General features: G+C 56.6%; 22 protein-coding genes. 7 read left to right on the forward strand and 15 right to left on the reverse strand.

Going from position 1 to position 26,479, the window contains the following annotated elements:
* Positions 1 to 224 precede the first annotated feature (224 nt).
* Positions 225 to 836, forward strand: coding sequence for a TetR/AcrR family transcriptional regulator (locus CY652_RS12990; protein WP_102131125.1), 612 nt, complete (start codon positions 225 to 227; stop codon positions 834 to 836).
* Between the two features lie 197 nt (positions 837 to 1,033).
* Here the strand turns inward: CY652_RS12990 and CY652_RS12995 are convergent, their stop codons facing one another.
* Together CY652_RS12995 and CY652_RS13000 are read right to left on the reverse strand one after the other, a co-directional pair.
* The gene (locus CY652_RS12995) at positions 1,034 to 2,023 is read right to left on the reverse strand and encodes a quinone oxidoreductase family protein (RefSeq protein WP_102131126.1); all 990 of its coding nucleotides are present in this window, start codon (positions 2,021 to 2,023) and stop codon (positions 1,034 to 1,036) included.
* Between the two features lie 165 nt (positions 2,024 to 2,188).
* Positions 2,189 to 3,052 carry an SDR family NAD(P)-dependent oxidoreductase gene (locus tag CY652_RS13000; RefSeq protein ID WP_102131127.1) on the reverse strand — a complete coding sequence of 288 codons (864 nt, stop codon included), beginning with the start codon at positions 3,050 to 3,052 and terminating at the stop codon, positions 2,189 to 2,191.
* A gap of 310 nt (positions 3,053 to 3,362) precedes the next feature.
* Between CY652_RS13000 and CY652_RS13005 the strand changes: the two genes are divergently transcribed.
* Both CY652_RS13005 and CY652_RS13010 read left to right on the forward strand, forming a co-directional pair.
* Positions 3,363 to 4,184: an AraC family transcriptional regulator gene (locus tag CY652_RS13005; RefSeq protein ID WP_219723732.1), complete on the forward strand. Its 822-nt coding sequence runs from the start codon at positions 3,363 to 3,365 to the stop codon at positions 4,182 to 4,184.
* Between the two features lie 539 nt (positions 4,185 to 4,723).
* Positions 4,724 to 5,260, forward strand: a complete 537-nt coding sequence (locus CY652_RS13010) for a DUF4410 domain-containing protein (RefSeq protein ID WP_180970570.1) — start codon at positions 4,724 to 4,726, stop codon at positions 5,258 to 5,260.
* A gap of 28 nt (positions 5,261 to 5,288) precedes the next feature.
* Here the strand turns inward: CY652_RS13010 and CY652_RS13015 are convergent, their stop codons facing one another.
* The 6 genes from CY652_RS13015 to CY652_RS13040 form a co-directional block, all read right to left on the reverse strand.
* Positions 5,289 to 6,098, reverse strand: coding sequence for a helix-turn-helix domain-containing protein (locus CY652_RS13015; protein WP_102131130.1), 810 nt, complete (start codon positions 6,096 to 6,098; stop codon positions 5,289 to 5,291).
* A 502-nt stretch (positions 6,099 to 6,600) separates the two neighbouring features.
* The gene (locus CY652_RS24015; protein ID WP_146010086.1) at positions 6,601 to 7,704 is read right to left on the reverse strand and encodes an SIR2 family NAD-dependent protein deacylase; all 1,104 of its coding nucleotides are present in this window, start codon (positions 7,702 to 7,704) and stop codon (positions 6,601 to 6,603) included.
* A complete protein-coding gene (locus CY652_RS13025; protein ID WP_102131132.1) occupies positions 7,691 to 9,868 on the reverse strand; it encodes a restriction endonuclease subunit S in 2,178 nt (725 codons plus the stop codon). Before CY652_RS13025 ends, CY652_RS24015 begins: the two co-directional genes overlap by 14 nt.
* Positions 9,865 to 11,340, reverse strand: coding sequence for a class I SAM-dependent DNA methyltransferase (locus tag CY652_RS13030; RefSeq protein ID WP_102131133.1), 1,476 nt, complete (start codon positions 11,338 to 11,340; stop codon positions 9,865 to 9,867). Before CY652_RS13030 ends, CY652_RS13025 begins: the two co-directional genes overlap by 4 nt.
* Before the next feature lies 1 nt (position 11,341).
* Positions 11,342 to 13,693: an EcoAI/FtnUII family type I restriction enzme subunit R gene (hsdR, locus tag CY652_RS13035; protein WP_102131134.1), complete on the reverse strand. Its 2,352-nt coding sequence runs from the start codon at positions 13,691 to 13,693 to the stop codon at positions 11,342 to 11,344.
* Positions 13,694 to 14,092: 399 nt separating this feature from the next.
* A complete protein-coding gene (locus CY652_RS13040; RefSeq protein ID WP_258002300.1) occupies positions 14,093 to 14,566 on the reverse strand; it encodes a tyrosine-type recombinase/integrase in 474 nt (157 codons plus the stop codon).
* 1,684 nt (positions 14,567 to 16,250) lie between these two features.
* Here CY652_RS13040 and CY652_RS24020 point away from each other — a divergent pair.
* Entirely contained in the window at positions 16,251 to 16,712 is a 462-nt protein-coding gene (locus CY652_RS24020; protein ID WP_146010087.1) for a hypothetical protein, read from the forward strand.
* A gap of 190 nt (positions 16,713 to 16,902) precedes the next feature.
* Here the strand turns inward: CY652_RS24020 and CY652_RS13050 are convergent, their stop codons facing one another.
* The gene (locus CY652_RS13050; protein WP_258002301.1) at positions 16,903 to 17,652 is read right to left on the reverse strand and encodes a tyrosine-type recombinase/integrase; all 750 of its coding nucleotides are present in this window, start codon (positions 17,650 to 17,652) and stop codon (positions 16,903 to 16,905) included.
* A gap of 288 nt (positions 17,653 to 17,940) precedes the next feature.
* Here CY652_RS13050 and CY652_RS13060 point away from each other — a divergent pair, with 288 nt between their 5' ends.
* The 3 genes from CY652_RS13060 to CY652_RS24660 all read left to right on the forward strand — a co-directional run bounded on the left by CY652_RS13060 (position 17,941) and on the right by CY652_RS24660 (position 20,341).
* On the forward strand, positions 17,941 to 18,942 hold the full coding sequence (locus CY652_RS13060) for a tyrosine-type recombinase/integrase (RefSeq protein WP_146010088.1): 1,002 nt from the start codon (positions 17,941 to 17,943) through the stop codon (positions 18,940 to 18,942).
* A 150-nt stretch (positions 18,943 to 19,092) separates the two neighbouring features.
* Positions 19,093 to 19,623 (forward strand): hypothetical protein, encoded by a 531-nt coding sequence (locus tag CY652_RS13065; protein ID WP_102131137.1) that lies wholly within the window; start codon positions 19,093 to 19,095, stop codon positions 19,621 to 19,623.
* Positions 19,613 to 20,341, forward strand: coding sequence for a hypothetical protein (locus CY652_RS24660; protein ID WP_219723733.1), 729 nt, complete (start codon positions 19,613 to 19,615; stop codon positions 20,339 to 20,341). The genes CY652_RS13065 and CY652_RS24660 overlap by 11 nt, the downstream gene beginning before the upstream one ends.
* 110 nt (positions 20,342 to 20,451) lie before the next feature.
* Here CY652_RS24660 and CY652_RS24025 read toward each other — a convergent pair whose 3' ends face one another.
* From CY652_RS24025 to CY652_RS13100, 6 genes are all read right to left on the reverse strand, one after another.
* Positions 20,452 to 21,246, reverse strand: a complete 795-nt coding sequence (locus CY652_RS24025) for a hypothetical protein (protein WP_146010089.1) — start codon at positions 21,244 to 21,246, stop codon at positions 20,452 to 20,454.
* Positions 21,247 to 21,318: 72 nt separating this feature from the next.
* Positions 21,319 to 21,981, reverse strand: coding sequence for a hypothetical protein (locus CY652_RS13080; RefSeq protein ID WP_146010090.1), 663 nt, complete (start codon positions 21,979 to 21,981; stop codon positions 21,319 to 21,321).
* Between the two features lie 276 nt (positions 21,982 to 22,257).
* Positions 22,258 to 22,656, reverse strand: a complete 399-nt coding sequence (locus tag CY652_RS13085; RefSeq protein WP_146010091.1) for a hypothetical protein — start codon at positions 22,654 to 22,656, stop codon at positions 22,258 to 22,260.
* Positions 22,653 to 23,288, reverse strand: a complete 636-nt coding sequence (locus tag CY652_RS13090; RefSeq protein WP_102131141.1) for a hypothetical protein — start codon at positions 23,286 to 23,288, stop codon at positions 22,653 to 22,655. The genes CY652_RS13085 and CY652_RS13090 overlap by 4 nt, the downstream gene beginning before the upstream one ends.
* On the reverse strand, positions 23,288 to 23,749 hold the full coding sequence (locus tag CY652_RS13095; RefSeq protein ID WP_102131142.1) for a hypothetical protein: 462 nt from the start codon (positions 23,747 to 23,749) through the stop codon (positions 23,288 to 23,290). Before CY652_RS13095 ends, CY652_RS13090 begins: the two co-directional genes overlap by 1 nt.
* 836 nt (positions 23,750 to 24,585) lie before the next feature.
* Entirely contained in the window at positions 24,586 to 26,388 is a 1,803-nt protein-coding gene (locus CY652_RS13100; RefSeq protein WP_102131143.1) for a VapE domain-containing protein, read from the reverse strand.
* Positions 26,389 to 26,479 lie beyond the last annotated feature (91 nt).

The raw sequence follows: 26,479 nt of genomic DNA on the forward strand, positions 1-26,479 counted from the left end.
CGGATATAAATATATCGATCAGTACAGAAATTGGCGAAAAGCATCCCGCCATGCCGGGAATTACATGGAGAACGCACGTAGAACCGCTGTGTCGCAGACCCGACAATAACGAGTCCGCTTCAATATAAGTACTATTCGGTACAAATGTAGGCGCCGCCCCGAACCTTGTCAACAACTTATGTACCGACTAGTATCTATTGCATCGAAGGGAAAGGGAGATCGGAATGGCACAGATGGGGCGTCCCCGCACGTTCGACCGCGACGCGGCGGTGACGAAGGCCATGCACCTGTTCTGGGAGTACGGCTACGATGCCACGTCGCTGAACCAGCTCAAGGCCAATATCGGCGGGGGCATTACCGCCCCCAGCTTCTATGCGGCGTTCGGCTCGAAGGAGGCGCTGTTCCGTGAGGCCGCGGAGCGTTATCTCGCCACCCACGGCAAGGTGGTCGACTGTCTGTGGGATGCCGGCCTCGCGCCACGCGATGCGATCGAAACCGCATTGCGCCGTTCGGCGAAAATGCAGTGCGAACGCGGCCATCCGAAGGGGTGCATGGCCGCGCTCGGGACGGTAAGTGCATGCGCGCCCGAAACGGTGGCCGTGCTTCAGCCGCTTCTCGAATCGCAGGCGCGCGCGCGGGCGGGAATCGCGGCCTGCGTGAAGCGCGGAATTGACTCGGGCGAGTTGCGCGCCGATACCGACACGCGCGAGCTGGCCACGGTGTTCGACGGTTTCCTGTTGGGGCTGACGCCGCTCGCACGCCGCGGCGTCCGTCATGTCGTGCTCGATGCGGCGGTCACGCGCATCATGGGCATCTGGGATCAGTCGGCGGCATAGCCCGCCGTCTGAAGGCGAGCATCCGCATCACTCCGGTTTTGTACCGGCACCGTTCCGCCGCTCCTTCATCGCGTCCGGCAAGCTGCCCACCCAGCTTGCCGGACGCACAGCATGGCGGCTCCTGATTCGCCGGCAGCGAGAGCCGCTGCCGCTTTGGAGGCGTACCTGCCGGAGGCACCGGCATTGTCCTGTCCGCGTCAGCCGATCTGCATGACCGCTTTACCCAACTGCCGGCGCTCTTCGAGCGCCGCATGCGCGGCCTCGACGTTGTCGAGCGTATAGCGATCGCTGATATCGACGGTGAGCGCCCCCTCCGCCACGGCGGCAAAGATATCGTCCGCGCGGCGCTGGACGGTCTGCGCATCGGCGAGGTGATCCGCGAGTCTCGGACGCGTAAGAAACAGCGAGCCGGCTTCGCCGAGCTCGTAGGGGTCGAGGTCGTTCAGCGAACCCGACACGGAGCCGTAGTTCACGACCAGCCCCCTGACTTTCGTCGCGCGGAAGCTGTCGCGCAACGTGGTACGCCCGACAGCGTCGAAGACCACGTCGACGCCCCGCCCCGCCGTTGCGTCGCGTATGCGGTCCGCGAATCGGCCGTCTTCGTAGAGCATGACGTGATCGGCCCCGTGCGCCCTGGCCACCGCGGCCTTTGCGTCGCTACTGGTCGTCGCGAACACCGTGGCCCCGCGACGTTTGGCGAGCTGGACCAGCAGTTGCCCGATTCCGCCCGACGCCGCGTGCACGAGACACGTATCGCCCTCGCCGATGCGGGCGACGTCCTCGAGCAGATAATGCGCGGTCGAACCCTGGAAGATCGTCGCTGCCGCCACGTCATAGGGAATGGCGGACGGGAGCCTGGCCAGCCGGGCTGCCGGCACGACGGCGTATTCCGCATAGGCGCCCCATGCGATGCACCAGGCGACCCGGTCGCCCGGTTTGCACGAAGTCACCTGCGCGCCGACCTCGACGACCTCTCCCGCACCCTCCATGCCCAGCGTGCACGGAATCCGCACGGGATAGGTGCGGGAATTCCTGTACTTACCCTGGCGCGTATGGACGTCCATGAAGTTGATCCCCGCATAGGCTATGCGCACCAGAACCTCGTCCGCAGCCGGCACGGGAATCGCCACTTCGACGCGCTGAAGGACTTCCGGACCACCGTATTGCTCGATACGAATTGCTCTCATGCGCTTCTCGCTATCAGTTGTTCAGTCGGACGCGAAGACCGCCAATGGCGTAGCTTCGGCCATCCATCATAGGAGAATAACGACGTGTCGTTGCGGGAGAGCGGGCATGCCGGCAAAAAAGCGGGCGTTGACGAACCGCCCGATACCGGCCGCCGCCGGATACCGTTATTGGCCGGCCAGCCAGGAAAGATCGGCATCGTCCGCGTCGACCGACCGGCTTACCGATTCCCACTGTGCGGCCAACGCCTCACGCTGGCTGTCCACGTGGCGAATGAGCGTAAAAGCGTCACTACCGAGAATGAGGTGCGTCGGCAGTTCCTGCCTGCGGGACAGTTCGAAGATCGCTTTCGCTACCTTGTGGATGTCGCCGACTTCCTTGCCGTTGATGGCGCGTAGCGTACGGAGAAAAGCGCCCGCGCTGCTGTCGTAGTCGGTATCGGGCTCCGGCGCTTCGCTCAAGGTGACGCTGCCAAAGTTGCTGCGCATGCTGCCCGGCTCCACCGCGACGACCTTCACGCCCAAACCGGCCACCTCCTGGGCAACCGCTTCCGTCAGTCCGCCGACGGCGAATTTGGCGGCACAGTACGCGGCCTGGCTCGGCATCCCCATCCGGCCCGCCGCCGACGAAACGTTGATGATGCAGCCGGCGCGCTGGCCCCGCATCACGGGAATGGCCGCGCGCATCAGGTTGACGACGCCGAAGAAATTGGTCGCGATCTGCGAGTCGAATTGCGCCGCCGAAGTCTGCTCGAACGCGGCGGTCAGACTGAAGCCCGCGTTGTTCACCAGCACGTCAAGCGAACCGTAGCGGTTCACGGCTTCCTGTACTGCCCGCTTCGCAGCGGACGCGTCGGTGACGTCCAGCCCGGCAACCATCACCCTGTCGCGGTGCGCCGCCTGCAGGTCCGCAAGCTTGCCCGTGTCGCGCGCGGTCGCAACGAGATTGTCGCCGTTCGACAGAACGGTCTCGGCGATCGCCCGACCAAGGCCGCTCGAACTGCCGGTAATGAGCCATGTTTTTGCCGTCATACTTCACCTGTCTGAGTGTGCGCCGCCACTCCGGCACGCAACGAACCCGATCGGCCCTCCGGCCGGATCGCGGCCTTGCCAGTCTGGCAACGGGTTGATGGAATCGGGACGACTACGATGACATGGGAAGCCGTATCGGCGTTACCGCGATCCCACGAGATAGGTGCCCGATCCTGCAAATCCGGTCGGCCGGCGGTTCGAACCGGGTTACCATGAAAGCGCCCGACACTCCTCAACGGTAACGATGACCGCCACGACGTTGCGCCGGATCGCAATGAGCATTGCGCGCCATGCTAGGCAGGATGGCGACATGCCTACGGCCATCGGCGGACTGTTTCTTTCGCGGCGGACGTCGCCTTCGCCGGCAGTCCACCTCGCCCAGGGTCCGATGTTCGGAATGGTCGTGCAGGGAAAGAAGAGCATGGGGCTGGGAAGCGAGGTCCGACACTACGGCGTCGGCGATTATCTGCTCGTCTCGTTCGACGTTCCGGTTACGTCCAGGATCGTTCGCGCCACCAGGGAAACGCCGCAGCTCGGCCTCGGTCTGGAGATATTCCGTGAAGATCTGCACGATGTGCTGGATCGGCTGCGAAGGCCTTCGCATCCGGTCGCCGTGCCGAAGCACGCCGGTAGCATTGCGGTCGCCCGTGCAAGCCAGGACCTGCTGGATGCAACGCTGCGGCTCCTGAGGTTGCTGGACGCGCCCGCCGATATTCCGGTCATGGCGCCGCTCGTCAGGCAGGAGATCATCTACCGCCTGTTGCTCGGCCCGCACGGCTCGCAGTTGATACAACTGGCTAACGCAAACAGTCCCGGTAGCCGGATCGCGAAGGCCATCGACTGGCTTCGCCAACACTACGCCGCACCGCTTCGCATGGCCGAATTGGCCAGACACGCCGGCATGAGCGAATCGTCCCTCTACCACCACTTCAAGGCCATCACCCGGTTGACGCCCGTGCAGTACCAGAAGCGACTGCGTCTGCATGAAGCGCGTCGCCTCATCCAGCTCGAACACAGCGATATCGCCAGCGCCGGCTACGCCGTCGGCTATCAAAGCCGTTCGCAGTTCAGCCGAGAATATCGCAGGCTGTACGGGCTGCCGCCGGCGCTCGATATGAAAGTCGGAATCTGAGTCGACTGGTTCATTGCCGGTCAGTTCGGCAACGGGGTTCGCCATGCGACGGCCGATCAGGATGTCCGCGAATCCGCACAAGCGCGCGCCGGATTTGCGCCGCGGCTATACCCGAACCCGTGAGCAATGGCTCAACAAGAACGAGTACCTGTGTACGGAGGTGGCGTACCTAAAAAAACGATGCCTTGATTCTTGATTCGCGGGGCAACGCCCGACACGACACGCAAAGCGCAAGTAGTGCTCGAATGAGCCATTGGTCATCCTGCTGGACGTAGCCGAATTGGCGAGTATCTGGCCCAAAACCATCGCGATCTGGCCGAATTCTCGCAGCGGATAGTCCGTGGTCGAGACATCATCTGGCGATGCGTTTATTGAAGGCTAAGTTGCTCATGGCCAGTTCCCGTTTGGTACGTTTGGCATGTTTTCTGACAATAGGAATCGCCTTGCTTGTCGCGGGTTGCGCCGGGACCAGGGTGGGACCGGTCGCAAGCCTGGCGCCGAATATCCCGCTCAGGCCTCCGCAGACGATTGCCGTAATCGTGGAAAACGACAGCCCTGCGCCGAAGAAAGTATCCCGACGCAAGAGACAGCTTGCAGATGCTCAAATGGCATCGGCAGCGCTCTCGCAGAGCATTTCGAAGCTCCTCGCCTCCCGGCAGATTTCCGCCGTATCGGCAGGCAGGCCGGCTGATCTGATACTTCGATGCCGCATTCTCGATGTTCGTAGCGGGAGCAAGGCGCTTCGTGCGCTCGTCGGCTATGGCGCCGGCAAGGCGGTCTTGCGGGTAAGCGTCTCTCTGTACGAACCTGGAGCCGAGGGCAGTACGCCGCTTCTAAGCTTCGAGACCGATGGCTCGACCGGCAGCATGCCAGGCGCCGGGTTTACCGCTCCGGCGTTAGTGGGTGACGGTTTGAGTGCTTTGAAGAAAGATGGTCTACCGAAAGAAGTCGACCAGACGACGGCAAGTATTGATCAGGTGCTCGCCAAATATTTTGCGGCACGGAACTGGCCTTATCCCAAGCCGGATGAATCCGGCGTAGGGCCATGGCTAAATCGTAACGTCCTGAACAGGTAACCGGATCATGGAAGGCACCCCATAGCGGTCACGGCAAAACGCGGCGCGAGCCCATGACCGCACTGGCAAGCGCACCGGGACTCAAACCGGTGTGCCGCTGGCATAGCACCGCGAAACTGCTCACACTGTCGTAGCCCAGCGTAAAGGCCGTCTCCGTCACGGATTTTCCGGCAGCCAGCAGCTCGATACCGTATATCAGGCGTGCGATCTGTCGCCAGAGACCTACTGACAAACCCGTTTCCGCCTTGAAATTGCGAGTCAGGCTGCGACGGGACATGTTGGCCCCGGCCGCCAACTCGTCGAGCCCCGCACTGTCGTCCGGCTGGCGCAGCCATCGTTCGGCCACACGCCGCAGCGACGTATCCCGCGGCATCGGCAGGACGATCGGTACATCGCGCGCACCGCTAATCTCGTCGCACAGCACGGCCACCAGCCGGCTCTCTTGCGGCGACAGCGAACTGCGCGGCCCCGCGTGCGCCGCCAGGCGATCGACCAGCGCCGCGACAAGCGACGTAGCCGCGAGCACTCGCGGAACCAGCGGCAAGCTAGTACATAACGCCCCCGAAAGATGGATGCGCACGCCGTGCGCCTGCTCTATCTCGGCGCCGTGCGATGCGCCGGGTGGTATCCAGCAGAGATGCCCCGCCGGAATCAGCCACTGCCCCGCATCCGATACCGATTTCACATAGCCCGAACGCAAAAGAAAGATCTCGCCGTGCGGATGCGCATGCGCGACCCGGTTCAGCATGTCGTCCGCGTCCGTGATCACGGACAGGACGACTGCATCCCGGTTCAGCGCATCAATCTCTCGTAGTAAAACGGATGTGGGTTGCCGCATTGCGTTGGCCTGAAACCCTACTTTCGTGGATACCGCTCCCGGCTGGGATCGAAAGAATTGGCGGGAGGCCCGCCAATTAAGGCGCAAACCAACTAACTTTTTATCGGGTACGACTTCCAGCGCCACGTCAGTGTCGCTCTAATTATTTGCAACAAATTGTTACGGTGCGTCGGCACCCGCTCCAGGCCCTTACGCGCATGTGCGCCAGATTGCCGATTGGTAACGTGCAGCGCAACCCGCAGAGATGCCCGTGGGCGCTACCGTACGTACCTATATTGCCGGAATCAGAGTCTCAGAACAAGACGCAGATTTGAGGTTTTGCCCGATAGCGGTTAATGGCCCAATATGAAAAAACAGCCTGTGGGGAGTGAGGAGAATTCACGGATAAGGATATTTCTCTGGGGATTTTTATGGCGGATCATCGAATTGCGAGCTTACCGCACGCGGGACAAGTGTTCCTGTCCACGAAGCTCATTCCTTCCGTCCCGTAAGTGCAGCGCGCCTACACGATTCGTTCGAGCAGTTCACTTATCAGCAATTGCACATACTCGTGGGCTCCATTGGGATACCAAATGACGTCGATGCTCAGATTGGCTAAGCGAGCATTATGTGCAACTAAATCGACCGGACTTTTCGGCGCTTCCAGGATCGCGAAATGCCGCGGTACATTGGCTAGCCCAGCTTCGGCGACCAAGTTTTCAAAAACCCTAAGCGTCCTGTCTCCCACTAAGCTGCAGCCGAGAAAGAGGATCGAACCGTGCTCGAAGATGTGTCTTAGTTTTCGAGGCAGCGGCAATTTCATGTCTGGTATGCCAAGCCCATAGTTCGCGTCGTACTGCTTGGCGCTTAGGATCCAAGTCGTTGGTAAACGTATGTCACCATGCACCTTGAGCAGCGCGCGTTGTCCATTTGATTGGGCGCGTATCAGGCGAGCGTTTTCCTCCCCGGCAGTCAACAGTTCTACCGAGGCCTCCCCGATTGCAGACAATGCTTGCTCCAAGACGCGGTCGTAGTTTGTTGTAACGATGACGCTTCTTGTGAGTTGAACGACCATCTTCGCGAGCTGCAAGTTTGAAGTCGCGCCATCGAATGCGTCACGCATTTCCTGAGCAAACAGACCTTCACCCCTCAAGGCTACGATGTCATCGACGACGGCTTCATATTCTCCATTTCCCAGACGAGCCGCCGTGGCATTCGTATCCAAACCCGCGCTCTTTGCCTGATGCAGTACATGAGCTGTCCAACTCGGTAGAGACGATGCACACGAAATGCCGGCCCCGACAAAAGGGATGACATGACGCGCAGTTAGTGGCTCAAGTAGCGCATTGAAATGTGCACGATTTTTTCCGACCCAATGATCATCGATGCGGTCTTGACCAAGTGCGCTATCCAAGCGACGAGTTTGAAACCGCTCGAGTTCCTCGTGGTAAGCAACGCGATCTCCTGCAAAGAGTGCCTTGCTAGGGGCGGCGACGATACGACCGATACCTAGCGTCTTGAGGACGGCGACTGCCTCATCATCGTCACTGTCAAGCCATGCATTAAACGTCTGGCGAAGCTGGTAGCCGGAATGCTCATCGTCCTCGCACCATTTATTTACAGACACGCTTAGACGCCTTCAAATCAGTCGCGAATAACTTACTGAGTTCGAGCATTGCCGACTGGACGCTGAACTCCGTCAAATTGAGCTTAGCGATCTTGTGTCGCCAGACGTCTAGATCGCTGATGTAATCAAGAATGCGTTTCGGCGTGACGGGCTGACCTTCATTGCCAAGTGTCCACGTCGCGTAGTCAACGGTCGCGAGACGTTCCCAGTCGTCATTTTTCCGAAGAGCAAAGGTATCTCGCACCCAATTCACGATAGATTGAATTTCTTTGCTTGCTTTTGCATATGCGGCATTAGAGCCTCTTATGTGGCCAAATCCGAAGCGCCCCTTCGTTTCCTTTATCCATCCCTGCGCTTTTGCAACAGCGATGCCGCCCGAGTAGCGCATCTTCGGATTGTAGGGACCAGCAGCCTTCCGAAGATAGTCGCTATTGACCCGACTATCACCCATTCGGCGACGCGCAAAATACACGGCCTTTTGTAAACGGAAGTTTCCTAAAGGCTCTTCCGATTTTTCATAGAACGCGCTCACGACAGCCGAGACCAATACAGCTTCAAAGGCCCGGTCATCATCGTGTCTCAGGCTTAGATCGAACGGCCGTCCGACAGCCGCGCTGCTGAACGATTGAAGTTCTTCGCTAGGAGCGTCGGCGGCTGACTCGGCCGCCTTCCCTCCGGAATCGTTCTGGTGCAATTCAGCCTTTGATCCACGAGCAACCCAAGCAGAGAGCAATTCCAACCCATGTTTTGCCCGGTCTTCAATTGCCTGCTCGACTGTCGTGCAAACGGTCATAAGGCTATCAACCATAGCGACAATACGTTGCTGTTGCTCGAAAGACGGTAGCCGTATGGGTACAGATCGCACGGTGGCTTGATTGATCTTTGGCATCGTTCCAGACGTTCCACTGGCCCGCTCTCTCATATGAGCGCGTGCTCTCGAGCAAGACAGCGCGAGGTGCAGAAAACGACTATCCACGCCAAGTTTAGGCGTGATCCGCATTATCAGATCAGGGTAAATGAACTCTCCAAGCATGCCGGTGTAGACCGCAGAGACTCCAACGTACTCTATCGTGTTAGCGCGCTGCAGTAAGATGTCGTTCGGTCTGACCCAGAGGTCGGAATCAGGCGCGGGACGATCCTGTACGTACTTGAACGCGCTCGCGTCAAACGTGCCCTTCGTAACGGCTGACAACGACATTGTCTTTGTGTCAGTCGGCCCCGAAACCGGCTTCGGTGAAAAGCCATTTTTAGGTCCAAAAGCAGTCAAAGTCGAAAGAGTTGTGTCTACCACCGGCTTGCCGTCTTCGCGGACAAGCAGCCCTTTCATCGCAACGTCAATGATAGCGGCGCGAAGTTGTTTAAGCGCCTCGGCGTCATCGAACCAAAACTCGAAGTGATGACTGATTTCAGACCAAGCGTCCTTGACTTGGTCGTGATCGTCGGCTTCGACAAGTGCGCGAAGAGCCGCTGTTACTGCCGTTTTCTGCGCTTTTCGCTCGTCGAGTCGCCTGTCTTCGACATTTGCTAGAGCTTCCTCGACGGAACTAAAGGCTTCAATCGTGGCGGCTTGGTCCTCAAGCGAGGGGACGGGGATCGCCAGCTCTCTGAATTTCTTAAGCGATACGCCGCCGATAATGCCGGACATGTTGCTCTGGAACTGCGTGTAAAAGTCTTGACTCCGCAGGACATAACTCAAATACACCGGCAGCACATTGGGCCCGGCGACCAAAGCGTAGAGCTTGTTTCCGAAGCATACAGGCTGATCGGTAAGCCCCACTTTTCTGCCTGCACTCCCTCCTTCCGCGCAGATTAGTACTGATCCTGTTGGCGCAACCTTGAACCCCGCTTCGCCTTCCGGAATGCGGACTCCGTTGTGGTAGTCGATCACACCAGTGTTAAGCGCGACGTCCTTTGTTGCTATGTAGGGCAGACCGTCGGTCAAACCCATATAACGCAGTTCTTTCTCCGCCGCATTTACACTAGTACCGGTGAGCAGTTGAGCTACATCATCCAATCGAAGCCTGTTTCCAGTCTTTCCCGGAGCACGGCCGGCCACGAACGCGCCACCGACGGCAAGTTCCAAGGCGAGCTGATGCAGATAGCGATCGGCGCCAGGCAACGCGCTCAAGCTAGCAAGACGTTTAAAAAGTTCACTTACCATCATTCGGACCGCTCGAATTGACCCAACGCAGACTGAAGCGCGGTTAGCAAGGCTGAACTAGCTTGGACCAGTTGATGCTGACTATGATCGTATGCTTTCGTTAGCTCGTCGATGCTGCGCGCATCCGCGTCCGGCTTAAATGGATTGGGGATGTCTAAGTTATATCCACGAGCCTTTATGTCTTCAATACCGACCTTCCAGCTATTCTGGGTTTGCTTTCTTCCTGCGCGCGTAGCGTCCCCCCACCATGCCTTCTCAGAGTCAAACTCTTCGAGTCGGATAGGGCGGGACTTGGAGTAGTTTTTATAGCCGTCTGGATACGGATGTTCGTAGAACCATACGTCTTTAGTTGGACTACCCTTCTCAAAAAACAGAAGATTGGTCTTGATGCCGGTGTACGGATTGAAAACGCCGTTCGGCAGTCGAACGATTGTATGTAGATTGCATTCCGCTAGAAGCTTTTCTTTGATGCGTGTCTTCGTGCCCTCTCCGAACAGCGTGCCGTCGGGCAAGACGACAGCTGCGCGACCGCCATCTTTGAGGAGTTCTATTATCAAGACCAAGAACAGATCCGCCGTCTCTCGAGTCTGAAAAAGCTGAGGGACATTCCGTTCAATGCCATCCTCTTCGATTCCGCCGAAGGGGGGATTGGTAAGTATGACATCAACTTTTTTGCGAAGAGGGTGATCTTTAATTGGTTTGCTCAGCGTATTTCCTCGGACGATGCTTGTCGGGCTTTCGATTCCGTGCAGCATCATATTGGTTGTACAAAGCAAATGAGGAAGAGCTTTCTTCTCTACGCCACGTATTGAAGACTGCAAAACTTCGTAATCATCTTCACCGTTCACATACAGATCAGTCTTATGGTCCACCGCGCAGGAAAGGAAGCCGCCGGTACCGCAGGCCGGATCAAAAACTATATCCGACAGTTTAGGATCTACCATTTCGACCATGAACTGAGTCAAGGCTCGAGGAGTGTAAAATTCTCCCGCATTTCCGGCACTTTGCAAATCGCGCAGAATCTGCTCATACACATCGCCGAACGTGTGCCTGTCACCTAAGTTATTAAAATCAACGGTGTTGATTTTATTAATTACTTGACGTAGCAGCGTCCCAGATTTCATATAGTTTATAGCGTCCTGAAAGACTCCATGAACCACGAGAGCGCGAGAGCGTTCCGCCACATCAATATTGATGTTCTTTAAGCCTGGGAAAAGCTCATTATTAACAAACAAAAGTAGATCGTCCCCGGTTATTCCTTCTACGTCTGCAGCCCAAGCCGACCAGCGAAGATTTTCCGGTATAGGCGAACGATATTCCTCGTCGAGAAGAACGAGCTCCTCCTCTCTATCGTCAAAGATTTTTAGGAAAAACATCCAAACAAGTTGACCAATGCGCTGCGCGTCGCCATCTACGCCAGCGTCTTTACGCATTGTGTCTTGGATCGCCTTTAGGACATTCGATACGTCTGCCATATCAGGCCTCCGCATAAATCTGTGATTCAAGCTCGCGAATTGCGGCTTGGTAGTTGTCTTTACCGCCGAAAATGTTACGGATAATCTGTACAGGTGTTCCTATTTTGTCAAACGGCTTCAGGTGCAGGATCTTGCCGCTCTCAAGCGCAACACTGTCATCGTCGGCATATTTTTCGAGAAGTGCGTAAAGGACCATCCTTGCAGCCTCGCCGTAGCCCGAAAACGGATCGCGACTCCTTACGCGTGCCGCTCGCTCTTTTCGAGTCGTGAGAGGGCGGTCAAACGCGAGGTGGCAGACCAAATCGAAGACATCATATCGTTCGCCGTTCGCGGCCTCCTCGCGCAATGCGTCGAGGGGCACCCCAAGCTCCTCTATCTCGTTTAGTACAGCTTGTTTCCGCTCGGCTGTAGTCCAACGAGTTAGAAAATTTCCCAAGGTAGTGTATCTCTGCTGAAGCTTCTGCTTAACGTAAGCGCTGAGCGCGACAGTGATTAACTTACCTTGAGCATCCAAATACTGCACGCGGCGAGCAAGCACTTCTACTGTTACGCCATCTATATAATATTTACGCGGCTGGAGGCTATCTTCAAATGGCTCAGTTGAAGATTCAGTAAGATTGGCGCTGTCTAATCCGGACTCGAGATCCGACAGTGGGCTCTCGAGATTCGGTTCAAAAATTTGCACTGGGTCGCCATCGAATGCAGCGTCAGCAAACAGCTCCGTTGCCCGCTTGAAATCCATTATCGTAAAAAAGCGCTTGCCATGATTCTCGTCAATCCGAGTGCCACGGCCGATGATCTGCTTAAACTCAGTCATCGAGCGAATTCGTTGATCAAGAACAATCAGTCTGCAAGTCTTTACGTCGACACCGGTTGTCAGCAGTTTTGATGTGGTTGCTATTACAGGATACGGCGAGAACGGATCAATGAAATTATCGAGTTCTGCGGTTCCAGTCGGGTCGTCCCCCGTCATTCTGACGACATAGCGATAGTTTTCCGCTACTAGATCAGCATTCGCGTTTGCAAGGGCCTTCCTCATCCGGTCGGCATGCTCCGTGTCCTCGCAAAACACAATAGTTTTTCCGAAGCGGTCGTTTGCTTTGAGGAATTCAGTGACTTTCTCAGCAACAAGACTTGTACGAGGATCGAAGACGATTTTGGTATCAACATCGCGCTGAACGTAAATGCGATCTTCTATCTCGTACCCAAATCGATCAACCATTCCGGCTTCGGGGCGGTAACCCGTCAGGTCCAGATCCAAATCGTAACGAATAACCTTATACGGAGCGAGAAAGCCGTCCTCGATTCCTTGACGGAGCGAATATGTATAAACAGGATCGCCAAAGTAGTCGATGTTGGATACTTCCGTCGTCTCTTTGGGAGTCGCGGTCATTCCGATCTGAGTTGCGCTGGAAAAATACGTAAGAATTTCGCGCCACGCTGAATCGTCCGCAGCACTGCCCCTATGACACTCATCGATTATGATTAGGTCAAAAAAATCCGGAGAAAACTGTTTGTAGATATTTTGCTCGTCACTGCTCCCCGAAACTGCTTGATAAAGGGCGAGAAAAATTTCGTAGGACTTATCAACCTGACGATTTATTACCTTCGTCATAGCTCCGCCAAAAGGCGTAAAGTCGTTGCCTTTGGTCTGATCGACGAGAATGTTTCTGTCTGCCAAAAACAATACTCGTTTCTTCGCTTTTGCTTTCCAAAGTCGCCATATTATCTGGAAGGCAGTATAGGTCTTGCCAGTCCCGGTCGCCATGACGAGTAAAATGCGGCTCTGACCTTTCGCGACAGCAGTTACAGCGCGGTTGACTGCGGTTGCCTGATAGTACCGAGGAGAGCGGCCGTCAACGCCCACGTGATATTGCTGTTCGACCAGACGCGAAGATTCCGGGCTTAAGCCTTTCCAACTTTGATACTTTGCCCAAAGAAGCGCTGGACTCGGAAACTCGTCCATCGCAATCTCGCGCTCGACCTGGCCATCTGTAGCCGTTTTGTCATGAAAGATGAACCGGGCGCCGTTTGATGAAAAGACAAACGGTACATCGAGCATTTCAGCGTAAACGAGAGCTTGTTGAATGCCATCAGATGCGGTGTGCGATTGATCCTTGGCTTCAATCACAGCCAATGGCACATTGGGACTGTGGTACAGAACGTAATCCGCGCGTAGCTTCCGTCCGCGCGTGGACATTTTGCCACGCACGATAACTCGGCCATCTGTGAGGGTGACCTCTTCTCGTAGCTGCGTATTGACGTCCCAGCCGGCAGTAACGACCGCTGGCGTGATCAATTTGGTACAAATATCTCGTTCGCTAAGGCTCAATGACTCCTGCTCCCCATTCATGTTTAAACTCGTCAAAGCATACGTTGGCTGTCGGCAGCACGCCCATTTGTGCGGAGTACGGCAAGAACCCCGACGCTTTAGGTTGGAGGGTCAGACACTTGTCAAACGCAACCCGCCGGTCATCTCGCGATCGCACATCGACATCGCTCTGGCATCAGGCCTGTACAGAACGCGAACCAGATTACCTCTAAAGAGCGATTGAGCACCGGCTAGGCGCGACCGTTGCCGACGAACATACCCGGCTCCCCAAATGGTTGAATTATGGGCTGCGTTCAGAGGTGGAACAAGGGGCAGTTCGGGGATCGCCTCGGTCATAAGTCCAGTACTTGGCTAGCGTATTTTTGCTTTGGCATGCGCGGGCGGTGAGTGCATTTCTGCGACTTTGTATTGGAGGGGAGCTTACCCGAGCTTTGGGATAAGGCTCTCGGGGTTAAGGTGAGTGTACCGCTTCAACATCTGCATGCTTCGGTGACCTGTTATCGAAGCAACTCCCATTGGGTGAAGCCCTTTCTCAAACAACCTCGATGTGACTTCGTGTCGAAGGTCGTGCCAGCGGAGGCTGGCTACTGCTGGATTGTCTGTGCTGGCGATTTTCAATGTCCGCTTCCATACGCAAATTACGGCATTGGCACTTGTCCCGAATACCCGGCCCTTCAATCCGGCGAGCCTGACGTCGGCTGGGCCATGAGAGGATCGAGCTAGCCGAGCGTCCACGCCCTCAGCGATGGCCGCAAAGTTACGGAAGACCGCGATGGCGCGCTGCGAAAGGGCGAGTGCGACCGGTACGCTCTCGTTGACAGCCCTGCGCGCGTCAGGCGGGAATTTGATCAAGCGGCAACGTACATCCACCCATTCCCGGCAGATCGAGAACAAAGCCGCCTGCCGCAGACTGGTCTCGATCGCAAGCTCGAGGGCGGGCCCAGCCCAAGGGTTTCGGCTCGCGAGAAGGAGGGAGTGAAGCTTTTTCGAACTCCGTTGGAAGCAATCGCCGGTCTCGGCTATGGCTCCCGGCCGGTTTCCGAATGTTGTCTAGAGGGTTAAGTAGGCCTTCCATGCCCCATTCCTTGCGCGCTATCTCGAAGAGATGGCTGACAATCTGTAGCTCCAGCCGTATGGTGTTTTCCGCTCGACCCATCGCGCGACGTTCATCGCGATATTTTGCGAAATCAGCGCCCCGGAGGCTCGCGAGCGTCCGGTAGGCCAATTCTTGGCCAGAGTTTCATCTCGGCCTCCACGCGTCGCGCCCACGTCTGCGCCTGTTGCTTTGTGTCGAATGTGCGGTAGACGGGCTTGTAGCCTCGACGGCGAATCTCCGCACGCCAGTAAGCTCCACGCTGACTGATATATGCCATTTCAAGCTCCAGAACAATTTTAGAACGCTTGGTCTGGATTCTCGAACTCCGGCGGGTTTCCGGCAAAGGCCAGTTTTTGATGCCTGCACATGCGGAATATAGGCGAAAAAATGCACCACGATTTCTCGTAAGCGATTGATTTAATACAGTTTAATTCAGCAGCGGGACGTGAGTGACTCGAACACTCGACCTACGGATTAAGAGTCCACGAATCGAAAGTGTCGGACGGTACTCCAAAATTGTATAGGTCAATCACACTAACTATATATGTCGCTCAGTCGCATAACTGTGGCGCCAGTCGCACCCACTCTGGCGCCCTACGTCTACACAGTCCTCAACAAACACAGAATGATCGCCCGCAGCGCATTTAGTTCGACAAACGCTCGCCGCAGTCCTACGTCGTCGCCCATGAGCGTCGAAAAATTTTCATCGCGTAATCGCATACTCCATCTGCCGTCGCCGCACATGTGAATTCATCGTCTTGCCATAACGCTCTCTGGACTCACTTCACCGGCCCCCAAAAAACCAAATACAGCTGCTCCGAGGCATTTCGTGTCCATCCGGCACGGCGATCGTGTCTCCTTCCATAGGCAGAGACAAGTCGAAGAGTGGATGGCGCCCAAACCCGGCGCATGCCTATCCTGCCCTCCCTTGTTTTTATGTCGCTTTCACGCGGCTTAGTCGAAGCTTCTGCGTGAGGTTGACCAAGTGAATTTGTGAGGTACCCGCGCCCCGTTCGTGAAGCCACCTGTATCAGCCGAAAAATTTTCGTGAGATTGACGAAGCGAGTTTGCGAGGTACCCATGACCAGTTCGCGAGGTTGCCCGTTTCAGTCGTAAATTTGCGTACCGAGTGCGTTAACCTCACCCCATCCGGTCAAATGATTTGCGTGCCCGATGTGCGAAGGCATCCAAGATAAATGCGAATCGGGCGTGGACTAGATGCGCCGCTTGGTCGAGGTCGCTCGATGAGGTCTGCGGAGTTCATTTACGCGTGCGACTACGCATGTCTTGAATGCGCCGGTCAAATTCCTTGCGTTTTGATATGTGTCGCATGCTCGCGACACGTCAAAAATAAAGCGAAATTCCGGCGTTGTCCATGCACGTCCGACACGTTCCATAACGATTTTTCGCACTAGAAACACGTGTTGACGAGCTGCGTGCAGCTTTGCAAGATGTGCTGACGGTGATCGAAGGGAGCAGATCATGCCGAATGCAAAGAGCTTTACGCGGACGCAACGGGATACGGCCGCACAGACCCTTGCGGCATTGCCCGAAAAGCCCGAAAGCGAACATCGCCTGAGCACGCGCGATATGGTGAAATCCATCCAGGCGCACATTCTCGCGGCACAAAAGAAGGGATATACCTTCGAGGAACTCGCCGACGTGATTTCCAAAGCGGGAGTCCGTGTGAGTGTCGGCACGCTGAAATACGCCATGCGCGTAGTCGCCGAAGAAAAAAAGCATTCGCAAGTATCGGGCGGATCTACGCGGACGGGAAATGCTCAGTCTTCGAGAAAAAATTCAGGACTGGCTAGTCCGGTACGCAATGGTCAATCGCACATCGCTCCGCGACTGCGAGAGAACGAGAAAATGAACAAACCGAGCATCCCACCGATACGAGGTACGTTTGGATTTCCGATCAGCCCAGACACCGAAAATCTCTAGGGGATGACGCCTCACGCAGTCCTGCTCACCAAGCGCAGTGTCCTAGCAGGTTTCGGAACGTTCCCCGCCGCTAGTTCATCGAGAAAATCGGCCCAGTCCTGAACCATTTCACGACGCTGTTCAAGAAACGTTGCGCGATCGTAGCTATCACCCAGCTCCTCGCTCGATGCGTGGGCGAGATGGCGCTCGATCACCTCCCTGTCCCATCCGAGATATTCCCGGCGAGCTGCAATGCCGCACGGGTAATTACATGGCCGTTGTAGGCTCGAATATCGCGCAGCAGTTGTCCAAGCTGCTCCGGATCAGTGATAGCTGGGTAATGACGGCTGCGGACCGCTGGAAGTCCGCCTGTACGGCCGTTCACAAAATTCTTGACTGGTTCCAGAACGCCGGTATCGACTGCGTACTGATACACGTGCTGAATCGTCTCGCGTACCCGCATCGCGGTTTCAAGATTGCCGCGCTCTTTGATGCGGTGGAGACAACGCACAACTTCGGTCGGTTTGATCTCCTCCACCGCAAGTCGCCCCACCCAGGGAAACACGTGCAGTTCCAGGTAGCGGATGATTTTCTCGGCGTAACCAGCAGACCACTGGCGATCCTTTTCTGACGCCTTATGCCACTCTCGTGCCACCAACTCAAACGTGTTGAGCCGAGTCGCCTGCTCTTGCTCCCGCTTCTCGCGCCGAGCTCTTTGGGGGTCAATCCCGTTCTCTCGCCGCTTCATTTCCTCTCGGGCCTTCCGCCGCGCCGCCGCCAGCGACACAATCGGATAACGACCAAGCGACAGCTTGATGCTTCTCCCGTCGCGCGTATAGCGATAGACCCAAACCTTGCGCGTCGGCCGCACGTGCAGGAACAAACCATCGCCATCCGACAGGAAGTAATCCTTCGCGCAGTGCTCGGCGTTTTTTACTTTTAAATCAGTGAGTTGCCCCATGATCTCGTACCCAAAATGGCAAAATCGAGGAACCCCCATTTTGGGTACATGCAAACGCCGGCTTTGGCCGGATTTCCCCGGACGCAAAAATCCCGCAACGCCTTATCTGGCGCGGCTTTTCAGGATTTCAGGGGATGACTACGGAAATAGGGATGGCGCGCCCGGCTGGGATCGAACCAGCAACCCCTGCCTTCGGAGGGGTGTAAGAGATCCAATAGCGGCGCGGCCTTCCGGCTGATTTCTGCGTTCATAGGACGCGTACAGGACTCCTGGCGCGAAGTGACGCAGATGGGAACGATCAGCAAGTATGTAGCAAAAAATGGGGCGATAACATATCAGGCGAAGGTGCGGCGGAAGGGAGTCCCGCCCCAATCGCGTAGCTTCCGTGAGAAGAAGGACGCAGCCGTGTGGGTGCGAGCGACCGAAGCGGCGTTGGATCGCGGGGAGCTACCGAAGGCCACGAAGGTGCAGCCGGACGGCCTGAACACTCTTGCGGACGTGCTGCGGCGGTACGCGAGCGACGTAAGCCCGAAGAAGCGCGGCGGTGACATCGAAGTGCTCACACTGCGGCGATGGCTCCGTGAGTGCCGCGAGTTTATATCGACTCCGCTAGGGCAACTGGATGCTGCGAAGGTTGCCGCATGGCGCGACTCGCAGATGGAGGGTCGGGCCGGGTCTTCGGTCGCGCGGCAACAAAACCTTCTTCTCAGTGCGATCAATCTAGCGCGTGCCGAATGGGGCTGCGATATACCCGTGTTCAAGGTGGCCCGCCCGAAAAGTCCGCCGCACCGTGATCGCATTTTGAAGCCGAAAGAAGAGAAGGTGCTGTTGGCCGAAGCTCGCCGCGCGCAGAACGCGTACCTTCATCCCTGCATCGTGTTCGCGCTCGAAACGGCGATGCGGGCCGGCGAGATTATTAATGCGCGGTGGACTGACATTGATTGGGACAGGCGCGTAATCCGCCTACCACGAACGAAAACGGACGTGCCGCGTGATGTTCCACTGTCGGCCAAGGCGCTCGCCGCGCTGGAACCGCTCGACCGGGACACGGAGCGCGTGTTTGCCGGGTTGACGAGCGAAACGCTCAAGCGCCAGTTCATCCGGCTCGTGAAGCGATGCAAGATTGCCGACTTCCATTTCCATGACTGCCGCCACACATGCCTGAGTCGGTTAGCGCGCGAGAAGGGCTGGAACCCGATCCAGTTGGCGACGCTCTCCGGTCATAAGGACTTGAAGATGCTCCAGCGATACGTTCACCTGCGCGCGGACGATCTGGTGGCAATACTGTAAACTTTTTGTAGGAATTGCGCGGCGAGCGGCAGCGGCCCGCCGCGCTCCGTGCGCCAACCTTCCTCACCGAGTCGTATATGTACGGCTATTGCAAAAACTTCCGCTTTGCGCGACATTTTCTACGTTTGAGGCTGTTTTACCGAAAACGTAATGACAATCGGGGCAACTACAGTGACGACCAGCAAAATCAGAATCAAGCTTGGCGCAATCGAAGTTGAATATGAAGGCTCGGAGACGTTCTTAAAGGAAGAGTTGCCCGCCCTATTGTCGGCAGTCTCTGATCTATACCAGCGCTCACAAGCGGACGGGGCTTCGGACAGTGATCTGCCAAAAGCAACGAACCCCAGCACCTTGAACGGCTCGGAAGGCTTGAAGCACGAGCCTCTACAAGGGACGACAAATACGATCGCAGCACGACTTCAAGTCAAAAAGGGCCCTGATCTTGTCTTGGCCGCTGCGGCACGGCTCGCCCTCGTCCAGAATCTCCAGCTCTTCAGCAGACAGCAAGTGCTGGATGAAATGAAGAGCGCAACTCAGTATTTCCGTCCCGCCCACCTGAACAATCTCACCCGGAGTCTTCACGGCCTTGTGAAGGACGGCAAGCTAAACGAGCCATCCAAGGATAACTACGCATTGACTGCGGCATGCAAGCAAGAGTTGGAGGCACGGCTTGCTGGATAACGAAACGATCAAAGAATTGCTTGCGCGATCAGACATAACGGATCGCAACAAGTTGCTGATCTGTTTGGCGCACGAGCCGTTGTGCCCTAAGCAGGTATCAGAGGTAAAGGAACTCGCTATCGGCCTTGGACTTCGGGCCGCCAAAAGCTGGAACATCTCACGCCACTTCTCCAACGCAAAGACCCTCGCGGTTCGCATCGCGACTGGATGGGAGTTGACGGCCGCAGGAAGGAAGCTTGTAGCCGAAATCGCGGGTCCACTCTTGCCGCCTGTGACCGAGATAGTGGCAAACGGCCTTCGCAAGCAATTGGCCACGATAACCAATGAGACGACACGAACGTTTGTAGAAGAATCGATTAAAGCTTTGGAGGCGAGGCTATACCGTTCCGCGATAGTGCTGTCATGGGTTGGCGCGGTGTCCGTGCTGTACGACCACGTGTTGAGCACATGCCTGAATAACTTTAACGCTGAGGCGGTGCGTCGCGAAGCTAAATGGAAGGCCGCCAAGACACAAGATGACCTCGCGCGAATGAAGGAATTTGATTTCTTGCAGGTGCTCGCCGCGTTGTCGGTGATCGGAAAGAGCGTAAAGGAAGAACTTGAGGTTTGTTTGAAACTGAGGAACGGCTGCGGCCACCCGAATTCTTTGGTAGTCGGTGAGCAAAGAGCGTCCGCACACATCGAAATGCTCATACAGAACGTTTTTGCGAAATTCTGAGCTTCGCGCCTTCCGGTGCGATGCACGCCTACCGTTGCTCCCGTCCTCTACGAGTCGCGCCGTGAGCGTGTGGGCCACGCCAAGCGTGTTGGACTGCCCTCACGCGGCAGTTACTTCCACAAACCGAGTAGCGCCAACTTGCCGCGAGGCGTTGCGGCAGCAGCTACCCTCTGCACCTCATGGAAGTGTATGAAATTCTCTGGCTTCCGTAATAAGGCATACTTTTCCGGGTTATCGCCGATTAAGCTGACGAGCTTCAACTGCGGGTCAAGCGTGCCACTGATGTAGCACTGAAATGCCAATCCGCAGACAGTAAATCCATGCAGCCACCCGTATGGTGTTTTCACTGATGACGGCATGGTGAAGTAGCCTTCTGGCCGCTTTAGCAGGCTAGATGGTTCAAGTATCGCCATGCTCATGGACATTTCGGACGGGAAATCCATCTCTCCCAGCAAGTACCGCCTTAACGGCTCGGCATATTTCCCGAGCTTGCAGTCATCAAACATGACGTAAGCGCGCCAGATAACGCTTGCGGCAAAATAGGCAATCGCTTCAGTATCAACTTCAGCTTTGAGCTGAACGACATTAGTCACGCGAGGGTCTGGACGCGTTACATTGCTCAAGATGTTGAGCGTTCCCACTGGGTCAACAGCCGACAAACCAGACACATAGTCTTCGCGCGTGCTGAATCGCTGCTCGCACTCCCCGCACAACAGATGCTTCGTCACTTGACGGCTCGTTATTGTGGCCGAGCCATTCTCAATCGCTATCGGGTCTTGACGACCGCGATCTGTCATCTGTAACCGCTTGTATGCCCACTTCGGCATCAGATGGCTATTCTTCAAATCTCTCCGCTGTCCGCAGAGAGCACAATTTCCCATGTTGCGCGGTTCCTCGTCGTTCATTTTCTGCACCCCGGTCAATCCGGCCAATTTTCAGAACACCACGATCACGCGATGGTGTTGACTTCGCTCTCTTTATGGGACGTCCAACACTGGCGTTCCCTTACAGGCTTGATATTCACCATTTCGAATTTGGTCGAGCGTGTAGCCGTGTTTCTGCCACGCGTATGCCCGATTCACCATACCGATATAGTCGTTGTAAGTTTCCGTCGAAACGTGAATTCCGTCCAGCGACTTCGCCATTGCGGCACGAGTCTTCTCTATGGGCACTCCGTTGGCGCTTGCCTGCGCGACCTGATATGCCGTATCTGCATCTGTGCGGCATTGCTGATCATTTTGATCTTTAGCAAATGGTTTGATACTGGCCTCTGCCGACGCGCGTTGTATCTTGTACTTCTCGTAACCGTGCTGCTTGATATACTTCGCGCGAAACGCCTGATCGGAGTCTAGGCGCTGCGCGTCGTGCTCGGTCACACCGTTGTCCAATATGTTGTAGCCCCACTTGTCGAAGTTGTAGCGCACGAGCCGTTCGCCTTCTCGATTGAAGCGAAGGTCGTATTGGGCGCACTGAAATGTGATTGGGCCGCCTGCCATCTGGCCTTCACGACACAACTCAGCAAGTGACGGAAGCGGTCGACCATAGGCGTCGAATCGCTGGCCTGTCGCTGGGTCGTATCCCTGCGCGATAGCAACGGTAGGCAACAGCAGCGCCGCAAGCAATGCGGTTTTGAATTTCATCGGTCTCTCCTTCTTATTGTTCCCGTAGGTGCGATTCGCACGATGTACAGCGAAGTCTGATTATCTGATTGCTTCTCGAATCGTTGTAGATGCTCCCTGCCTATCGTGGGCAGTCCGCGCGCTTACCCAATCTGCGTTTGATCTTCAGCAGGACGCGTATGGGACTCGTGCGGGTGTTGCGTGCGCACGACGGAAGCGAAACGGATAGACGAACGCAGAGGAAGGCCCACCGCGAAGCACGAACGGGCGCTATAGAGTGTTCAGAACGGCGGTTGCCTAGCTTCGACCAGCGCCGAGCGATACGAGCCACGACCAGCCGCGCCATGCCCGCTCTTCTTGACCCTTGCACTTACGCTGGCGGTCGGCTGCACGCTTGGCGACTTCTTCCGGATGCGCTGACCGTTCCGCACGGTGCGTGCTGAATAAATCGCGCGGATCGTCGCTCAACAGAACGTCGTGATTGAGGCGCTTACCACCTTCGATCTTGACGCGCGATGTGGACTGCGCTGGCTCGATCGCTTCGGGCGCTTTGACGGTGCCGGTGTCTTCGCGCCATTGCCGCTGGTCGATAATGGGCGCGCCTGACGGCTCGAAGTTGTCGAAGAACACGGATGCGGGTTTCTCTGCTGCTTCCGCTTCGGTCGCTTTCGATGGGCGCTTGGATCGTAGGCTCATTGCTTGTTCTCCTGTTTTTGCCGGCTGGCGGCTGGCAGCTTCGACAGCAGCGCTGCGGCTTCCGGGGTTCCGGGGTCGGGCCATCTATGCGGCTCTTGCTCGCCGCGAATCCATGCGAACACTTCGCCAAGTGCATTCATGTCACCTTCGCCCAGACTCGCGGACCACGCAGTCCAGCCGCGCCAGCCTTCGAACCACGCGCAGAACGTTGCCCCGTCTTCGACCATGACGAACTCGCCTTGATCGTCGGAAATCGCGTCATAGACGTCATTCGACTCGTCGCAGATGAGGCTTTTGTAGAGGAACGCGATGACCCATTTGCCCCAGAACTCGCGCGCCTTGACTAGCTGATCGAGCCAATACGCGCTCTGGCCGCCCGTCAGGTGATAGATGATGCTGTTCTCGTTGTACGGGTGATCTTCATACAGCAGCGTCCACCCCATCGGATCGAACTGGCGAAGCACTCCCGTTCGGCAGCGCTCGTTCTCCGGCAGCTTCCGCTCGTCGCCATAGCACGCATAGAATGACGTCCAATCGCGCTGCTCAGGCGATTTCTCCGCGATGAAAGCGCGTGTTGCGACGAACCGCCCGTGCGTGTCGAGCAGGCGTTGATAGGTCGCGCGGTCGATCATCAATGGACCTTCGACGCTGCGCCCGGTGCGGACGGCGTAATCTTGAGCAGGTCTTCGACAGTCAGACCGCCGCGACGGGTGTTGCCCTTGTCGTCAATGATCGTGATGCCGAACAGCACGTTGAGTTCCTTCGCTGCTGCGATGCGTTCGGCGCGCTTGGCGGTCTCGTCCGTGGCGATGGAGAAGAGCACGCGAGCTGACGTTTCTGCGTCCCAGAGCGGGTTGTCTTTCTTCGCCGCCACTGCCGCGACCAGCGTGCGCTTGTACGCGTCCGACGTTTCGATCAGGTTGATATAGATGAACGGGTGCATCGTCATCGCGTAGTCGCTGCCGAACGCGCCGACCAGAGCCGCGATGCTGGTATGGCCGTCCGCGCGCAGGTTGACGTAACGAAGCAACGCATCATTATGGTAGTGCGCGATGACTTCGTTACGGAAGGTGTCCGGGTCTGCGATGATCATGATCGACTCTCGATTCGATGTACTCTCGCGCGTATGATCGCCGCGCCCGCATGTCGATGGCTACGTGTTCCGGTGTCGTGGCCGTAGAGCGGTCGGGCGGCGCGCTGGTACGGTTCTGTGGGCCGGGTCGATGCAGGGCGGGAGAACACGGTTTTCGCTGATCGGCGCGGGTTCGTCGGGTCTTCCGGGCGAGCGGCTCCGGGTTCGCGAACGGTCGCCCGTCCTTCTCGCGTCCCGCGCCTTCCTCAACTGTTGCCCGGATTGTGCGCGACAGCCTTAATCGGGCAGGGTGCGTGATTCGGCGTGGGCTGGCGCACCGTCTGGTTGGGGCCGACGATATAGCCGCAGGGTGCTGCGCAGATGCGCTTGAGGAAAGGTCCACGGCCCGTGGTCCGAAGCGGCTTGCCGCGCAGGATGGTGAATCGTTCGCGCTTAGAGCCGGTGATAGCCGCAGCAGGCAGGGCGGTCTAAGAATCGCTCTAGCTGATTCTCCTTTGCCTTCAAGCGCTTATTCCTTCTTAGACCCTTAGAACCTTAGATATACAGACGGAGAAAGTAACTAGAGCGATAAAGAGGGGTATATATAGTTGCAAACGCGCGTCGATCTAACTCTTAGGTCTAAAGCCCTCACCGACCAATGTACAAGCCTCGCGGTTCAAGGCTCTCCGGTGAACGCCCGCATAGAGACCGCCCGAAGCTTAGAGTAGAACGTCAGACGATCTAAGCCTCCGCCGCATAAGAACGTATGTCGAATCACACCGCCAAACGTCCGCAGAAACGAAAACGGCGTCACCCGAACCGAGCAACGCCGCACCATCGCCACGCTGAGGCGAGCGTCAGAACCGCTCTTCTTCAACCTTCGTTTCCTCATCATCAAGCGAAGGGCTGCGAGCGGTAAGCATCGCATCGAACGCTTTTTGGTCCTTCACTTTCGCAAAACGATACTTCTGCACGCCCATCGGCTTCACCTCATCAGCACCACGCGCCGCCATCGCTTTCCGTAGTCCGTTCGGGTGAATCTTCGCTTTGCCGTTCGACAGGCCGTGAATCATGTCGAGCAGTTCAATGCGATCCACACGCACGCACGTCTTGCCGCTGCCGTCACGCATATTAACAATCTCCAACTTCACCTTTCGCAGCGCGGCGTCCAAGTATGTCTCAATATCGCCATCCACGACAATCCCGCGCTCTGCGGCCATCTCACCCTTGTTGAATTCAAGTACCTGCCGCACGACTTCACGGACAAAAGCCTCATACCCGCTCTCTCCATTTTCGTCCATCCATTCAGCGCACTCCGCCATGATCTGCCACACGTCATCCTCGAAGCAGATGCCGCGCTCCTTATCATCGAAGATCGCTTCAAAGTCCTGACGCCAGCGCGGCTGTCCGCCGACATCTTCCAGTTGGCCGCAGAAGAGCGGCATGAAGCGCCGGTTGCCGGTCTCGTCGCGCTGAAGCTCATACTTATTCCCATCCAGCATCATGATCCACTGGCGCTGCTGCTGGAAAGTCCCTTCGAATTTTTGGTGCATTTGATCCGAAACGCGCGTCGTGATGTCTTTGATCTTGTTGGTATCGGCCCGCGTGAAGCCGGCCATTTCACCAACGGTGGCGATGACGCTATTTCCAGTGATCGCTCGCAAGAACTCCATCCAGTCACCGTCAAGATTCAACTGAACCGAATCGGCCTCATCGTTCCCCGTGATGATCTGGCACAGCTTCTTGGCGAAGAGCGACTTGCCACAGCCCTGCGCGCCGATGAGGGCAATCGCAATCGGGGCCAGCGAGCCCGGAATCATCACGCGGTTGTACAGGCTCAGGAAGAAGTATTGGCCGACGTTCTGGATCAGCGGCGTATCGCGCAACTCGAAAAGTTCAATCAGCTTCTTCTTCATGCGCGGCTTGCCGTCCCACTCCGGGATTTTCTTCTCCAAGCGGTCGATCAAGTCGTTGCGTTCGTGGTCCAGTGCGAACTCTTTAACCACTTCGCGCGCCGCCTTCAACGAAACTCCGCTCAGGCCCGCCGCAGAGAATGCCGCGATCAAACGCGTCACGGGGTAGAACTCGTCAATAATCTTGTCTTCATGGTCCACGATCCGCCCGCGATAGTGGTCACGGTGCGGCAGATCATCTTCGCCATCGAACAGTGCGTTCAACACGCAAAGCTTGTTCTCGTCGGTCATCAACGGTTGCGTGATGAACGAATCGAGCTTGCGAACCATCTTCACGTCTTTGTACTGAATCTGCTGCGCAGCAAACAGCTTCTTGGCTCGTTTCACGATGTCGGCCTCTTTACGCATCTCGCGCGCCTCAGCAGCAGATTCCGCAGAGCCGGAAATGCGCCGTTCACGCATCGCCTCAAGTTCAGCCTTTCCCTCTTCGAAGCCGTCAGAGACAATCTTCACACCGCTAGTCTCACGGCGAATCTGCGCGGCTTCCTCTTTCTTGCGCTCGTCCTCAGCGTTGCGACGTTCGATGCTCGCTTGCACCTTGCGTCCCACCCGCTCCATCGCGCCTTCCATCGCTTCATCAAACTCTTCGGCATCGGAATCGGCGCGTGCGGACACAGTAACGCGCTGGGCCGGAACGGAATTTTCGTCGCGACTATTGCCACGGTCATTATTTTCAGCGATACTCATCGCTAAGGATTCCTGTCATTTTATCCGGCTGGTAACCGGATCGTGTTAAGTGATTAGGACTTTTTCTTGTCGTGTGAGAGAATTATTCCAC

Origin of the sequence: Burkholderia sp. WAC0059 (assembly GCF_002870125.1) — a bacterium.
Taxonomy (GTDB): domain Bacteria; phylum Pseudomonadota; class Gammaproteobacteria; order Burkholderiales; family Burkholderiaceae; genus Paraburkholderia.